The 15,268-nt window shown below is 70.1% G+C and carries 10 protein-coding genes; 5 read left to right on the top strand and 5 right to left on the bottom strand.

From position 1 onward, the window contains the following. Positions 1-107: 107 nt before the first annotated feature. Positions 108-4,319, bottom strand: a complete 4,212-nt coding sequence (locus tag ACE3OU_RS16360) for an MG2 domain-containing protein (protein ID WP_374242618.1) — start codon at positions 4,317-4,319, stop codon at positions 108-110. A 328-nt stretch (positions 4,320-4,647) separates the two neighbouring features. On the opposite strand from ACE3OU_RS16360, the gene ACE3OU_RS16355 reads away from it, so the two are divergent. Beyond that, on the top strand, positions 4,648-5,367 hold the full coding sequence (locus tag ACE3OU_RS16355; RefSeq protein WP_374242617.1) for a response regulator: 720 nt from the start codon (positions 4,648-4,650) through the stop codon (positions 5,365-5,367). Here ACE3OU_RS16355 and ACE3OU_RS16350 read toward each other — a convergent pair. After that, positions 5,364-8,258: an ATP-binding protein gene (locus ACE3OU_RS16350; RefSeq protein WP_374242616.1), complete on the bottom strand. Its 2,895-nt coding sequence runs from the start codon at positions 8,256-8,258 to the stop codon at positions 5,364-5,366. The two genes, ACE3OU_RS16355 and ACE3OU_RS16350, sit on opposite strands and share 4 nt — an antisense overlap. A gap of 197 nt (positions 8,259-8,455) precedes the next feature. Here ACE3OU_RS16350 and torT point away from each other — a divergent pair, with 197 nt between their 5' ends. Further along, positions 8,456-9,556: a TMAO reductase system periplasmic protein TorT gene (torT, locus tag ACE3OU_RS16345; RefSeq protein ID WP_374242615.1), complete on the top strand. Its 1,101-nt coding sequence runs from the start codon at positions 8,456-8,458 to the stop codon at positions 9,554-9,556. 12 nt (positions 9,557-9,568) lie between these two features. On the opposite strand, the gene tatA is transcribed toward torT, so the two are convergent. The 3 genes from tatA to ACE3OU_RS16330 form a co-directional block, all read right to left on the bottom strand. Beyond that, the gene (gene tatA / locus ACE3OU_RS16340; protein WP_374242614.1) at positions 9,569-9,742 is read right to left on the bottom strand and encodes a Sec-independent protein translocase subunit TatA; all 174 of its coding nucleotides are present in this window, start codon (positions 9,740-9,742) and stop codon (positions 9,569-9,571) included. A gap of 51 nt (positions 9,743-9,793) precedes the next feature. Beyond that, entirely contained in the window at positions 9,794-10,765 is a 972-nt protein-coding gene (gene moaA, locus ACE3OU_RS16335) for a GTP 3',8-cyclase MoaA (protein WP_374242613.1), read from the bottom strand. 77 nt (positions 10,766-10,842) lie between these two features. Continuing rightward, on the bottom strand, positions 10,843-11,592 hold the full coding sequence (locus tag ACE3OU_RS16330; protein WP_374242612.1) for a TorF family putative porin: 750 nt from the start codon (positions 11,590-11,592) through the stop codon (positions 10,843-10,845). Between the two features lie 351 nt (positions 11,593-11,943). On the opposite strand from ACE3OU_RS16330, the gene ACE3OU_RS16325 reads away from it, so the two are divergent. From ACE3OU_RS16325 to moaD, 3 genes are all read left to right on the top strand, one after another. Further along, complete coding sequence (locus ACE3OU_RS16325; RefSeq protein ID WP_374242611.1) at positions 11,944-14,604, top strand: molybdopterin-dependent oxidoreductase; 2,661 nt, start codon at positions 11,944-11,946, stop codon at positions 14,602-14,604. 71 nt (positions 14,605-14,675) lie between these two features. Next, positions 14,676-14,981 (top strand): c-type cytochrome, encoded by a 306-nt coding sequence (locus ACE3OU_RS16320; protein WP_374242610.1) that lies wholly within the window; start codon positions 14,676-14,678, stop codon positions 14,979-14,981. Positions 14,982-15,000: 19 nt separating this feature from the next. After that, positions 15,001-15,249 carry a molybdopterin converting factor subunit 1 gene (moaD, locus tag ACE3OU_RS16315; protein ID WP_374242609.1) on the top strand — a complete coding sequence of 83 codons (249 nt, stop codon included), beginning with the start codon at positions 15,001-15,003 and terminating at the stop codon, positions 15,247-15,249. The last annotated feature ends 19 nt before the right edge of the window (positions 15,250-15,268 follow it).

Genomic DNA, 15,268 nt, shown 5'->3' with positions numbered 1-15,268 from the left:
GGTCTTCTGCCGGCCCGGTGACGCTCAATCCAGAGCGGGAATCCGTCGTCGCCATGGCAATCGGCAACACGAATAGACAGCCTTTGGCTGCATGACTCAGGTGGCAACTATCTTGACGCGCGCCGGTCGTCGCCCATCAGCCTGAGGGCGATGCCGAGCTGGACCAGGGCCAGGCCGGAGTGGGCCTGGGCGCGCAGCTCGTACAACTGGCGCAGGGTGGCCAGCGGTGCCCTGGATTCCCGCGCCAGCACGTAGGCGCCGTAGGCGAGCACGCCGAAGCGGCCGCTGCCGGCGTAGCGGCGGTCCTGCCAGATGGCGTCGGCGTTGTAGCCGGGCTTGCCGGCGGGCAGGCCGGCGACGCCCTCCTGCAGCGCGCGCAGCAGGAAGTCGGTGGCCTTCTGCTGCATCTGGTCCGGCACATTGAAGCCCTGCTCGCGGGCGTCGAGCAGGAAGTGGGTGACGTAGGCCGACAGCCAGTATTCGTACTCGGAGACATTGCCCCACAGGCTGAAGCCGCCGTTGGGGGCCTGCATGGCGCCGAGGCGGGCGATGGCCTTCTCGAGCATGGCGGCCCGCTGCTCGCGGCTGAAGGGCTTGAGGCCGAAGCGGCGGGCGCTGTCCTCGTCCACGAACACGTGGGGGTAGGCGGTGCTGGTGGTCTGCTCGGCGCAGCCGTAGGGGTACACCAGCAGGCCGCGGATGGCGCTGCGCACGTCGATGGGCGGCTGGTCCGACAGGGTGAGGTGGGCCTCGACGGAGGCCCGCAGGAAGCCGCCGGTGTCGGCGTCCTTGAGCTGGAGGGTTTCGCCGGGGGCCAGCGTGAAGCGGCGGCTCACCTGCTGGCGCGGCGTGGGGGCCTGGACCTGCAGCGCGAACTGGCGCTGGAGCCTGATCGGCCCACCGCTCACATTGACCTGCACGCTGGCCAGCCCGAAGGCGCTGCCGGCCTCCACCGGGAAGCGCAGCGTCTGCCGGCGCTGGTCGGCGAGGGTGAGGCTGCTGCTGGCGTTCTGGATGCGCAGGCCGTCGGGGGAGCTGATGTCCACCTTGAAGGTTTGCGTGGCGCCGGACAGGTTGTGCAGGTCGAGGGCGATCACCGCGCTGTCGCCCACCGTGAGGAAGCGCGGTGTGGCGAGTTCGGCCACCAGCGGGGCGGCCACCTGCACCTCGGCCTCGGCGCTGCCGAACTGCTCCGGCGTGGCCACCACCGCCATCAGGCGCAGGCTGCCGTTGAAGTCGGGCACCGGCAGCGTGACCTCGGCCTCACCCTGGGCGTCGAGGCTGACCGGGCCCGAGAAGAGGTCCACCAGCCTCACTTTCTTGGGCAGGCTGGTGGTGGGCTTGGGCGCGGCGTCGCCGCCGAACTTGAGCTTGCCCTTGCGGCCGGCCATCTTCTCGATGAGGCGGCCGTACACGTCGTACTGGTCGGCGCCGTAGCGCAGCTTGCCGAAGAAGTGGCCGTGGGGGTCGGGCGTGGCGAAGCGGGTGATGTTGAGGATGCCCACGTCCACCGCCGACAGGGTCAGCAGGGCCTGCTGGCCCTTGGCGGCGGGCACCTTGACCTTCACCTTGAGGGGCGTCTCGGGGAGCATCTTCCTGGGGGCGTCGAGGCTCACCGCCAGCTTGCGCTCGCCGCGTTCCAGCGGCAGGTGGACGAGGCCGAGGGCCCGCGCCGGGGTGATCTTCTCGGCACGGCCGCCGGGGCGCAGCACCATCACCGACACGTACAGGTCGTGGCGGCGCCAGTCCTTGTCCACGGGGATGTCGATGGTGCGGCCGCCGTCGGGCATCGCGACGCGCTGGCTCCACAGGGTCCGGTCGCCTTCGACGCTGATCAGGGCCTCGCCGCCGTGGGGTGGGGTGATGGTGAGTTTGGCGGTGTCGCCGTCCCGGTAGGTGGGCTTGTCGAGCTTGAGGGCGACCCGGTCGGGGCGGACGCCCTGGTCTTCGTCGTTGCGGGCGCTCCAGCCGGCGTAGAAGCGGTACTTGAGGGTCTTGCCGGTTTCCGGGTCGGCGATCTCGAGGCGGTAGCGGCCATATTTGACCGGCAGCTGCAGCGTGCCGCGGCCGCCGGCGGGCACCGCGACGCTGGCTGTGGCGACCAGCTCGTCGGTTTCGGTGAAGCCGGAGTGCCAGCCGCGCTGGTCGTCGAAGCGCCAGTAGTAGTCGCGGTTCTCGCGGAACAGGCGGGCCGGCAGGCTGGCGCCGTGGAGCTTGCCGCTGCGGTCGGCGCGGATCACCTCGAAGGGGGCCTGGCTGCCCTCGCGGGCGTAGTCGCCCTGGAACAGCGGGCGCACGCCCACCATCACCGGCGCAGGCCAGTAAACGCGCTCGACGGAGCGGATCACCGGGCGGCCGCCGCTCTCCAGCAGGCTGAGGGTGGCGCGCACGGTGAAGGGCGACTGGCGCTCGGCCACCGGGGCGAGGTCGATGTCGAGCTGGCCCTTGCCGGCTTCGTCGAGGGCGGCTTCATCCAGCTCGCTGCGGCTCCTGGCGCTGTCCTCGTTGGCGTCGCCGAACTCGAAGCCGGGGAGCTGGGCTGCGAGCGGGTTCTTCTGCCGTTCGTACTGCACCACGCCGAGCAGGCGGTTGCCGGCGGCTGGGGCGCCGTAGAGGTAGCTGCCCTGCACGGCCAGCGCGAAGGGCTGTTTTGCGTCGAGGCTGGGGTGGCTGGGGGTGAGGTCGAGCTTCATGCGCTCGGGCAGGAACTCCTCGACGTTGAAGCGGTAGGTGTTGGTGGGCAGCTTGTCGGCCGGGTCGGCCCGCAGTTCGAGCGTCCAGGCGCCGGTGGGGGCGTCGGCGGGGAGCTCGATGGGGCGCCGGTAGTAGCCGCCGAAGCCCGCTTCGGGCTGCCAGCTGGCGGTGAACTGGCGCTTGCCGTCGGGCCGCTTGAGGATGGCCTGCACCGGCTGGGCCGGCATCGGGCGGCCGTCGGCGTCGCGGGCCAGCACGGACAGCTCGAAGCGCTCGCCGGGCCGGTAGAGGTTGCGGCCCGACCACGGGAAGAGCCGTACCGCCCGCCCGGGCAGGCCGGCGATGTCGAACTCGGAGAGGTCGAGGGCCGGCTCGCGGGTGGCGATCAGGGAGAGCTGCTGGCCCTGGCGGGCCACCACCACGCGGGCGTCCCGGGGGCGCTCGGCGAAGCTGGCGCGGCCGTCGCCGTCGGTCTCGCCGCGGGCCAGCACCTTGCCGGCCGCGTCGAGCCACTGGATCTCCACGTTGCGCCGGCCCTTGCCGTCGGTGAGGGAGCTGACCACCGCGTCGGCGCCCTTGTCGAACAGGCGCAGGTGCAGGCCCAGGTCGCTGACGTAGAAGTAGCTCACCTGGTAGTCGTAGCGGAAGCGGTTGGGCTGGCTCATCACGGCGATGTAGACGCCGGGCTCCTGGAGTTCCTTGATGTCCTCGACCGGGATGAAGGTGACGCTGCGCCGGTTGGCCTGCTGCTCGGTGACGAAGCGGCCGGTGTAGACGCTGTCGGTGAGGCCGTGCAGGCTGTCGAGCTCCCAGTTGCCGACGGCGCCGCGCAGGCTCAGGCGGCGGTTCTGGTCATCGTCGCTGTCGTCCCCGGTGTCGCCGTCGTCGTCGCCCTCGCTGTCCGGTGTGGGCTTCCGGGCTCTGGCCGGGCTGATCACGCGGTCGAGGAAGCGCGGCAGCTGGTCGGGCCGCACGCGCAGGAACTGGATGTCCACCTCGGGCACATTGACGGTGACCACCGGCAGGCCGCCGTTCTGCTTGGCGGGCAGCACCATGCCGCGGCTGGCGAAGTAGTAGGCCGGCGAGACGGCGGCGGTGCGCAGCGACAGGCGCGCCTCGGCGTCGAGCCGGGCGTCGCCCCGGGCCGGCAGCCCGGCGGCCACCTTGACCACGTAGCGGGCCTGGGGCTTCACGTGGGGGAAGAACAGCAGGCGCGGGTTGTCGCCCACCGTCCAGGCGCCTTTGACCCGCTTGCCACCCTCGGTGTCGATATCCTTGGGTTCGCTGCTGGCTACGGGCGGGGCGTCCTGGCGCGCGTCCTCATCGCCTTCGCCCTCGTCGCCGGTGGCGAGCACCTCGCCCTCCCGGGGCGGCATCTCGAAGACCTCGATCTCGCCGTCGTAGGCGTGGCGCGGGTCGAGGGGCTGGCTGAAGGTCAGGGCGAGGGCGGGGGCGCCGTCGAAGTCGCGGTTGGCCAGTTCGACCAGCCGGAAGGGGCCGTCACTGCCGCCGGCTTCGTCGCCCGGCGCCGGGCGCTTGAAGTGGTAGAGCCCGGCGGCCAGGGCGACGGCCAGCGCGATCAGGACGGGGATCAGGGCAAAGCCCCGGCGGGGGGAGGCGATCACGGGCTGCTTCCTTTCGGGCGGGCGCCACCGGGCGCCGACTCGCATGACGTGGAAATCCAGCCGCCAATCTACACCACTACGGCTTGCCGGTGGCCCGGCTGGCGCAGGCCGAGGGCGCCGCCGGGGCGGTCGGCGCCTGGCTTGGCAGGCGCACGGGCGACGTATAATCCACCCGACGAGGCGCGCCTGCCGGCACATCCGCGTGGCCTTCCCGTTGCCCGCCAGCGGCGGCACGGGGAAAGCCTGTTGCCGCGGTTCCGCGGCGCGTCGTTCCGTGATTAACCTGTTCAGATGTCCCGGCCCTGGCCGGAGGTTCGAGATCCCGCCCGTGGAAAATACTCCCGTCGAAATTCTCGTCGTCGATGACGACCCGGTGGCCTGCGCGCGGCTCAAGGCCTATTTCTCGGCCGAGGGCTATGCGGTGTTCGTGGCCCGCGACGGCGGCGAGATGCAGCGCGTCCTCGACAGCGAGGCGATCTCGGTGGTGCTGCTCGACGTCGGCCTGCCGGGCAAGGACGGGCTGGAGCTGGCGCGGGAACTCCGTGCCCGCGACGACGGCCTCGGCATCATCCTGGTCAGTGGCCGCAGCGACGACGTGGACAAGATCGTCGGCCTCGAGTCGGGCGCCGACGATTACGTGACCAAGCCCTTCAACTCGCGGGAGCTGCTGGCGCGGGTCAAGATCGTGCTGCGGGGCCTCCGCGGGCGCGGGTCGAAGGGCGGCGGCAGCGGCTCGATCCGCTTCGGGCGGTGGTCCTTCGACATCGCCCACCGCCGCCTGCAGGGCAGCGACGGCAAGCGCGAGATCCTGACCCGCGGCGAGTTCGACCTGCTGGCGGCGCTGGCCAGCCACCCGGGCGTCGTGCTGAGCCGGGAGCGCCTGATGCAGACCGTGAGCCACCGCGCCTGGGACCCCAACGACCGCACCATCGACGTGCTGATCTCGCGTCTGCGCGACAAGCTCGAGGACGACCCCAGGCACCCCGAGATCATCACCACCGTGCGCGGCGAGGGCTACGTGCTGATCGCTGGAGACGAGGGGCGCTAGCCGCCCGCCGCGCCGGCGTCGGTGCTGGCGAGCAGCCGGGCCTGGAGGGCGTCGCAGCTGGCGAGGCAGTCGTCCATGAGCTGCCCGAGGGCGGTTTCGAGGGCGTCGGTGTCCACCGTTTCGAGGCCGGCGGCGGTTTCGAGGGCGCGGCTGGCGGCCATCACCTGGCTCATGCCCAGGTTCGAGGCCGCGCTGCGCAGGCGGTGGGCGCGCTTGCCCAGCGCGGCCCAGTCCCGGGCCTGGCGGGCGGCCTCCAGCGCGTCGAAGGCCGCCGGGAGTTCGTCGGCGAAGAGCTTCAGCAGCTCGGCCAGCGTGCCGGCGCCGAGGGTGTCGATCTCGGCCTCGAGGAAGGCCGGGTCGAGCAGGCCCTGGGCGAGCGGGGCGCCGGCCGTCTCGCCGGGGGCGGTGGCGTCGTCAACCGGGCTCGTCACGGCAGCGAGGGTGCGGGCGAGGGTGTCCAGCGAGAACGGCTTGCCCATGAAGGCCGACGAGGCCGCCGCGGCCCCGGAGGCGGCGGCCTGGGGCGAGACGTGGGCCGACATCACGATGATCGGCACCCCCGCCCAGCGGCCGTCGTCCAGCGCGCGGATCTCCTGGGCGACCTCGAGGCCCGAGCGGCCCGGCAGGCTGATGTCCATCAGGATCGCGTCCACGCGCGCGCCCGGGGCCTCGAGCAGGCGCAGCGCTTCGCTGCCGTCGCCGGCGGTGAGCGGCTGGTGGCCGAGCAGTTCGAGGTAGCGGGCGCACACCAGGCGGTTGATCTCGTCGTCCTCGACCACCAGCACCGTCAGCGGCCGCAGCGGGACGCGGGGCGTGGCGCGGTCGTCTTCAGCGGGGGCGGGCAGGCTGTCGGCGATCGGGAAATCCAGGGCGAAGCGCACGCAGGTGCCCTCGCCGAGCCGGCTCTCCAGGGAGATCTCGCCGCCCATCGCCTCCACCAGGCGCTGGCAGATCGCCAGCCCCAGGCCGGCGCCGCCGTGGTGGCGGTGGGCGGTGTCCTCGACCTGGAAGAAGGGCTTGAACACCTCGGCAGCCTTGTCGGCCGGGATGCCGATGCCGGTGTCGCAGATCGTGAAGCCGAGCCGGGTCTGGCCCTCGGCGACGGGCGTGGCGGTGACGCTGACGGTGACAGAGCCCTCGTCGGTGAACTTGATGGCGTTGCCGATGATGTTGAGGAGGAGCTGGTTGAGCTTGCGCCGGTCGCCGACCACCCACCGCGGCACCGCGGCCGCCACGTCGCGGACGAGGGCGATACCCTTGCCCTGGGCCTGCACCGATTGCAGCGACAGCATGTCGTCGATGGTCTCGCGCAGGTCGAAGGCTTCGCGCTGCAGGTCGAGCTTGCCGGCCTCGATGCGCGAGAAGCTCAGCATGTCCTCGAGGATCTCCAACAGCGTCAGGTTGGCGTAGCCGATCATGTCGAGGTACTGGCGCTGGCGCCCGTCGAGGGGGCTCTCGCGGAGCAGGCGCACGGTGCCGAGCACGCCGCTGAGGGGGGTGCGCAGCTCGTGGCTGAGGGTGCCGAGGAACACGCCCTTGGCCTTGTCGGCCTCCTCGGCGGCCTGGCGGGCCACGGCGTGCTCGGCCACTTCGCGGGCGAGCAGCGCGTTGCTGCGTTCGAGTTCGGCGGTGCGTTCGGCGACCTGGCTCTCGAGCACCTGCTGGTGGCGCCGCAGCTCGTCCTCGAGGCGCAGCCGCTCGCGGGCGTTCTCGCGGAACTGTTCGAGGGCTCGCCCGAGGGGGGCCAGCGGGTCCTGGTCGCCGGTGGCGATGGTGACGTCGTAGTCGCCGGTGCTGAGCGCGCGGACGGCGGTCTCCATGCCGTTCAGGCGGCCCAGCAGGTGGTAGCGGAAGACTGCCCACACGGTGACGATCAGCGTGAAGAACAGCAGCCCCGCCACCGCGACGAAGAGGATCAGCCCGCGATCGACGGCCCGCCGGGCCTGGGCGCCGGCGGCACCCATGGCCTCGCCGCCGGTGCTGACCAGCTCGCCGGCCTGGCGGTTGAGTTCGCCCCCCAGCTGGTGGCCCCGGGCCCGCAGCTCGCCCAGGGTGTGCTGGATCTCCAGGCGTTGGCGGTGGGTGCGGAAGGGGTCGTCGATGTCTTCGCCCGCCAGGTTGTGGTAGTGCGCCAGGCTGAGCTCGCGCTGGCTGGGGTCGCGCAGGTCGTCGATGCGCCGCTTGAGGGGCGCGAGGCTGGCGGCGAAGGCCTGGTTGAGCTGATCCACGCCTTCGGGGCTGGTCTGGGCCTCGACCTGGGCCAGCAGCGTCTGCAGCTTGAAGCACAGGAGCTGGAACTGGGCCATCCGCTCCATGCCGTCGATGTCCACTTCGATCAGCCGGTCGAGGGCCTCGAAGAGCCGGGGCGGCTTGCTCCCGCCGTCCAGCAGCCGGTAGAGGTTGGCGATGTTGGCGGTGGTGGTGGTCGAGGCGTTCGCCACCAGGGATTCGGACGTGTTCTGCAGGGCCTTCAGGCTCTCGCGGCGGTGCATCACCGCGGTGCGCTCGGCCTCCTCGGTGTCGAGGCGGCGCAGGGTCTGGGCGCTCTGCTGGCGGAGGTTGTCGGTGATCGCCGCGACGGTGGCGCGCATCGTGGCGCCGAGTTGCGGGTCGAAGCCCTGGGCGTCGAGCTGGGCCAGGGTCTGGGCCATGGCGCCGAGCTGTTCGTCGAGCAGGCTGCGGATCTGCTCCGCCTCCGGGCGGCCGTCGACCCGCGGCAGCCGATCGACCAGCGCGCTGATGCGGGCGTCGTGGTCGGCCAGGCGCCGCACCGTGTCCATCGCGGGCATCACCCGGTCGACGATGTTGCTCTGGGTGGATACGACCTGCTGGAAGCTGAACCAGGCCATCAGCGCGATGGCGACGGTCAGCAGGGCCGCCGTGGCGAACACGACCAGCAGCTTGCCGATCAGCCCCGGGCGCAGATAGAGCGCCTTGAGCCGGGCGAGGGCGCTCTCGGTGGGCGGGCGGGTGTGAATGGTCGTGACCCCGGGGCGTGCGTTAGACTTGGATTCTGCATCACGGCCCCAGGGTGGGCAATGCGCGGGCGACGCATACGCACAGGCCGGCGCTTCACGGAAACGCTTCCATGACCATATTCGGTGCCCGCGCGGCGTGCTGCGCGGCCGGGCTCGCGGCACTCCTCCTGTCTCCCGCGTCGTCGGCGGCCCCGTCTGCGGAGATCCTGCGCTGGGAGCCGCCCTTCTCCTATTCGAGCCCCGCCACGCGGCAGCCCTACGCCGCGCCGGCCAAGGCCCGCCGGGCCTGGAAGCTGTGCGTCGTGGTGCCCCACCTCAAGGATGCCTACTGGCTGGCGGTCAACTACGGGATGATCGACGAAGCCCGGCGGCTCGGCGTGAGCATGCAGGTGCTCGAGGCCGTCGGCTACCCCAATCTCGCGCGTCAGCGCAGCCTGGTCCAGGCCTGCGCCGAGGCGGCCGACATGGACGCGGTGATTCTCGGCACGGTGTCCTTCGACGGGTTGTCGGACCTGCTGCGCGAGGTGAGCCGCAGGAAGCCGGTGCTGGCCACCGTCAACGACATCGCCGACGCGGGCCTCGCCGCCAAGGTGGGAGTGTCGTGGTACGACATGGGGCGGCAGGTCGGCGAGTATCTGGCCGGGCTGCCCGCCGCAGGCCAGGCCCGGGTGCCGGTCGCCTGGTTCCCCGGGCCGCGGGACGCCGGCTGGGTGCCCTTTGTGGACAAGGGTTTTCGGGACGCGATCCGTGGCAGCCGGATCGCCATCGTCAGCACCGGCTGGGGCGACACCGACAAGACGGTGCAGCGCGACCTCGTCCAGGAGGCCCTCGACGCCCACCCCGAGGTGCGCTACCTGGTGGGCAACGCGATGATGGCCGAGGCGGCGGTGGGGGTGCTGCGGGAGCGGGACTCGGACGGGCGGCCGGGCGGTCGTTCGGGGTGCATCGGGGTGCTGTCCACCTACTTCACCCCGGGCGTCTATCGGGGCATCGTGCGCGGCAAGATCCTGGCCGCGCCCACCGACGCGCCGGTGCGCCAGGGGCGGCTGTCGGTGGATCAGGCGGTGGAGCTGCTGGAGGGGCGGCGCGTCGTGCGGCACATGGGGCCGGTGATCCGGCTGGTGGATCGCCGCAGCCTGCCGCACATCGACCTCGACGAGTCGATGCCGCCGCCCACCTTCACGCCCCAGTTCCGCTACCCGCCGCGCTGACGGGCGCGGCGTTCAGCTGCCGGGCTTGTCGAGCCGGGCGGTGGCCTCGGCTTCCTTCATGCCGTCCCGGAAACCTTTGACGGCGCCACCCAGGTCTTCGCCCATGTTGCGCAGCTTCTTGGTGCCGAAGACCAGCATCACGATCACCAGCACGATCAGCCAGTGCCAAACGGAAAAACTGCCCATTTCGTGTTCCTCTAGGTTGGAGCGCGGGCCGGCGGCCCGGCGGCAGGGGCCTCAGCCCCCGGTGGCGGACATCATGCGGATGACGCGGTGCTGCGTGTTGCCGAAGTCGTGGCGGGCGGGCTTGTGGGCGAGCCCGGCCTGCAGCGCGGCGAGGATTTCGGCGTCGCTGCGGCCGCTGCGCATCAGCTGGCGGAAATCCACCGCCTCGTCGCGGCCGAGGCACAGGTGCAGGGTGCCGTTGGCGGCCAGCCGGATGCGGTTGCAGGTGTCGCAGAAGTGCTGGGAGATCGCGGTGATGAAGCCGATCTGGAACGTATGGTCGGACGACACCAGGTAGCGCGCCGGCCCGCCGCCGGGCACCACGCCGTCGATGAGGCCGAACTGCTCGCGCATGCGCTGCATCACCGGCCGCAGGTCGATGAAGCCGGCGTTCCGGCCGGACTGGCCGACCGGCATGGTCTCGATCAGGCGCAGGATGAAGCCCCGCGCGATGCAGTATCCGGTCATCGCCTCGATCTCCTCGTGGGAGGTGTCGGGCAGCGCGACCATGTTGATCTTGATCTGCCGGAAGCCCAGCCCGCGGGCCGCCTCCAGGCCGTCGAGGATCTGCGGCAGCACGTCGCGCCGGGCGATGGACTGCACGCGGGCGCGGTCGAGGGAGTCCAGGCTCACGTTGAGCCGCGTGACGCCGGCCCGGCGCAGGTCTTCGGCGCACGCCGCGAGCCGGGTGCCGTTGGTGGACAGGGACAGATCGCGGATACCCGGCACCGCGGCGAGGCGGGCGGCGAGTTCCGGCAGGTTGCGGCGCAGCAGCGGTTCGCCGCCGGTCAGCCGGATGCGCTCGACCCCCTGGCGGGCGAAGAGGCCGGCGAGCCGTTCGAGCTCGTCGAAGCTCAGCCACTCGCGGGGCTCGTCGTCGCTCTGGAAACCTTCGGGCATGCAGTAGGTGCAGCGCAGGTCGCAGCGGTCGGTGACGGACAGCCGCAGATAGCTGATGTGCCTGCCCAAGCCGTCGATGAGCATCGTGTCCTCGTCTGGTCAAAAGGGCCCGGGGTGCCGCTGGCGGGCGCCCCGGGGCGGGGTGGAAGGGGCGCCGGGGCTCAGAAGCTCTTCGATACCGCAAACACCACGCGCTGGTCGAAGATCTTCAGGCCGGCGGGGGAGCCATACACCTTGTGGCTGGAGGTGATGTCGGTGTCGTGGTAGCGCAGGTCGAAGGTGAGGCCGACGAACTTCTTGCTCACGCCGAGGTTCCAGTGGTGCCAGCCCTGGGCGCCGGTGCCGTCGAGCTGCTGGTAGCCGTAGCTGCCGTCGAGGGTGACGCCGTAGGGCAGGGCCATCTTGGGATGAACGGCGTAGTTGATGCCCTTCCAGCCTTCGACGCCGAACCAGTCGTTGAGGGTGGGGGTGACCTCGAACTTCAGGTTGAAGTCGCCGAACTGCTTCCAGGCATACATGTACAGTTCGGTGTAGTTGTACTTGTTGGCACCCGGGTACTCGTAGTCGAAGAGCATCACGTTGTAGCCGATGTCGGTGGCGCCGATGGTGCCGGTCTTGCCGATGTAGGGGCCGACCACGGCGCTGATGTCGGGCGCGCTGGCGAACTTGTTGGTGGAGCCGAAGAAGCCGGCGTAGAAGCCGCTCGGGTGGCTCCAGGTGATCGAGCCCTGGACGGCGGGGATCTGGCCGTCGTTGGTCTCGGACTCGCCGCGGAAGACGTAGTCGGTGGCGAACTTCACGTTGGCGCCGAAGGTGCCGCCGAAGAGCGTTTCGGCGTCGTCGGCGGCCACGGCGGAGTGGGTCAGGGCCACGGCCATGCCGGCGATGGCAAGTCTGGACAGCGTTTTCATTTGATGCTCCCTAAGCGTCATTCGGACGGTGATTCGAACCTTCGGTGAAGATCGTTTCAGGGCGGATGATGGAGATCCGGTATGAACGGCAGTCCCCGAAAACGTGAATGCGCGGGCGCGTCCTGTTAATGGACGCGAGCCGGCCGGGGAGGCCGCTCCGCCGCGCCGGGCCTGGGCGGGCGGGGGGCGCCGGGGGCTGGCGCGGCCGGCGTCTGCAAAGCCTGTTAACGTGGGTTAACCGAATGCCGCCCCAGGCTTACCAAACCGCGGCGAACCGTTCATGGCCGGCGGATAAGCTGTGATCCGTGGAAGGCTTCATGGCGAAGCCGATCTTTACCGGGAGATGCGGTCATGGCTGTTTCGAGAAGAGAGTTCCTGAAGGCGTCCGTCGCGACCAGTGTTGCCGCCGGCAGCCTCAGCTGGTTCGGCGCGAGCGAGGTGTTCGGTGCCGACACGGTGGTGATCCCCAGCGCGAGCCACTGGGGGCCGTTCAAGGCGGTGGTCAAGAAGGGCGTGCTGGTGGGTGTGCAGCCGCTGCCCGGCATCGACGCGATGCCCACCAAGATGCTCACCGAGGGCCTGATCAGCCGCGTCTATCACAAGAGCCGCGTGATGTACCCGATGGTCCGCAAGTCCTACCTGGCCAACCCGATGGGCGACACCAAGCCCCATCTGCGCGGCAAGGAGCCCTTCGTGCGGGTGACCTGGGACGAGATCCTGGCCCTCACCGCCAACGCGATCCTCACCACCGCCGAGCAGCACGGCAACGAGGCGCTGTTCAGCTCGAGCTACGGTGGCTGGTCCCACGCCGGCCTGCTGCGCCCGCAGGTGCTGCAGGGGCGCCTGTTCGGCCTGATCGGCGGCCACTCGGTGACCACCGGCGACTATTCGGGCGGCGCCTCGCAGATCAGCCTGCCCCACATCATCGGCGACATGGAGGTGTATTCGCCCCAGACCGCCTGGGAAGTGATCGCCGAGCACACCGAGGTGATGGTGTGGATCGGCTGCGACCCCTGGAAGAACAACCGCATCGAATACACGGTGGCCGACCACCAGATGTTCCCGCGCTGGAAGCAGATCAAGGAGCGCGGCGTCAAGTTCATCTCGATCAACCCGCAATACACGCCCACCGACACCGCGCTCGGCTCGGAATGGGTGAAGATCATCCCCAATACCGACACCGCGCTGTTCCTGGCGATGGCCTACCACGTGTATACGACGGGCAAGTACGACAAGGCCTACCTGGGCAAGTACACCGTGGGCTTCGACAAGTTCCTGCCCTACCTGCTCGGCAAGGACGCCGACGGCACCCCGCCGAAGACCCCCGAATGGGCCGCCAGGATCACCGGCATCCCGGCCCAGAAGATCGTCGAGCTGGCCGAGCTGTTTGCCAGCAAGCGCACCCAGTTTGCCGGCGCCTGGTCGCTGCAGCGCGCCCACCACGGCGAGATGACCCACTGGGCGATCATCAACTTTGCAGCCATGCTGGGCAAGATCGGCAAGCCGGGCGAGGGCGTCGGCTTCAGCTGGCACTACGGTGGCGGCGGCATGCCCCAGTCCACCAAGGCCATGCCGGTGGGCCTGTCCCAGGGCCGCAACCCGGTCAAGACCCGCTGCCCGGCCTCGCGCATCAGCGAGATGCTGATGAACCCCGGCAAGCAATACACCCGTGACGGCGCCGTGCACACCTACCCGGACGCGCGCCTGATCTACAACGCCGGCAACAACTTCATGTCCCACCAGCAGAACACCAACGAGCTGATCCGGGCCATGAACAAGCAGGTGCACACGGTGATCAACCAGGACCCGTGGTGGTGCGCCTCGTCGCGCTTTGCCGACATCGTGCTGCCGGCCACCTCGGCGCTGGAGCGCCCCGACATCAGCAGCGGCGGCACCTACAGCAACGACAAGATCTACGCGATGCGCCAGGTGATCAAGCCCTACGGCGAGAGCCTCGACGACTTCGAGATCTTCAGCCGCCTTGGCGAGCTGATGGGCGTCGGCTACCAGTTCACCGAGGGCCTCACGGTGATGCAGATCCTCGAAAACGCCTACAAGAACGCCGAGACCAAGGTGCCGTTTGCCGAGTTCTGGGAGAAGGGCATCGTGCACCTGGAGGTGCCCGAGAAGATGCGCCAGTGGGTGCGCCACGGCGACTTCTACACCGACCCGGTCAAGCACCCGCTGCACACCAGGTCGGGCAGGATCGAGCTGTACTGCGACGAAATCGCCAGCTTCAAGGTGCCCGACTGCCCGCCGATCCCGAAATTCCTCGAGCCGGCGGAATACCTCGGCAACGCCAGGCCGGGCCAGGTCCACGTGGTCAGCCCGCACCCCTTCAACCGGGTGCATAGCCAGATGGCCCAGGCCGACGTGCGCAAGTACGAGAACGTGAAGGGCCGCCAGCATGTGCGCATCAGCGTCGAGGACGCCGCCGCCAACGGCATCAAGAGCGGCGACCTGGTGGAGCTGTACAACGAGCGCGGCGCGCTGATCGCCGGCGCGGTGGTGACCGACCAGATCATGAAGGGTGTGGTCAGCCTCGAGGAGGGCAACTGGATCCAGCTCGACTCCCGCGGCCGCTGCAACAGCGGGGCGATCAACATGATCACCACCAGCGTCGCTTCCAGCGGCCTCAGCCAGGCCACCAGCGCCAACACCTGCATCGCCAGCCTCAAGAAGTGCACCGATGCCGAGGGTGAGAACAAGGCCTACGATCCGCCGCCGGTCGAGCGCAGCGGCAAGCTGGCCCTCAATGTGGCCGGGATGAAGCTGGTCGAGCGCGCCGCCAAGCTGAAGGGCGTCACGATGGCCAACATGACGCCGGGCGAGAAGCTGTTCTACGAGCGCTGCACCCTGTGCCACGTGCCCCGCGAGCCGGGCGACTACACCAAGAAGCAGTGGCACGGCATCACCCAGAGCATGTTCCCGCGGGCCGGCCTGAACGACCAGGAGAAGGAGATCGTGCTGAAGTTCCTGGAGGCCAACGCCAAGGACGCGGGCCCGATGTAAGGCCGCGCGGGTTCAGCCGGAGCGGGCCGGGAGCCCGCTCCTGTCACGTCAAAATCTGAAGGAGAACGAAAATGAAATCCCTTTGCATGACCCTCCTCGTCGTGATCGCCGGCGGCCTCGCCGGCCAGGCCGTGGCGAGCCCGGAGCTGGCGAAATCGAAGAACTGCATGGGCTGCCATGCCGTCGACCGCAAGATGGTCGGCCCCGCCTACAAGGACGTGGCCGCCAAGTACAAGGGCGACAAGAAGGCCGCCGACGCCCTCGCCGCGACGATCAAGGCCGGCGGTTCCGGCAAGTGGGGCCCGGTGCCGATGCCGCCCAACAACGTGACCGACGACGAGGCGAAGAAGCTCGCCCAGTGGGTGCTGTCCCTCTGAGCTTGCTGGAGCGCGAGTCATGAAGCTTCGTATCCAGTACTTTGCCGGCCTGCGGGAAGCCCTCGGCGTGGGCGGCGAAGAGGTCGAGCCGCCGGCGGGCATCACCACCGTCGGGGCCCTGCGGGACTGGCTGGCCGGGCAGGGGCGCGAGGCGCTGGCCAGCGCGAAGAACCTGCGCTGCGCGGTCAATCAGCAGATGGCGGGCTTCGGCGCGGCGCTTCGCAGCGGCGACGAGGTGGCCTTCTTCCCGCCGGTGACCGGCGGCTGAGCACGCCAGCGCTTCGCGG

The organism is Zoogloea sp. (genome assembly GCF_041908905.1).
GTDB lineage: Bacteria > Pseudomonadota > Gammaproteobacteria > Burkholderiales > Rhodocyclaceae > Zoogloea.
This window is presented reverse-complemented; position numbering and strand designations above follow the sequence as displayed.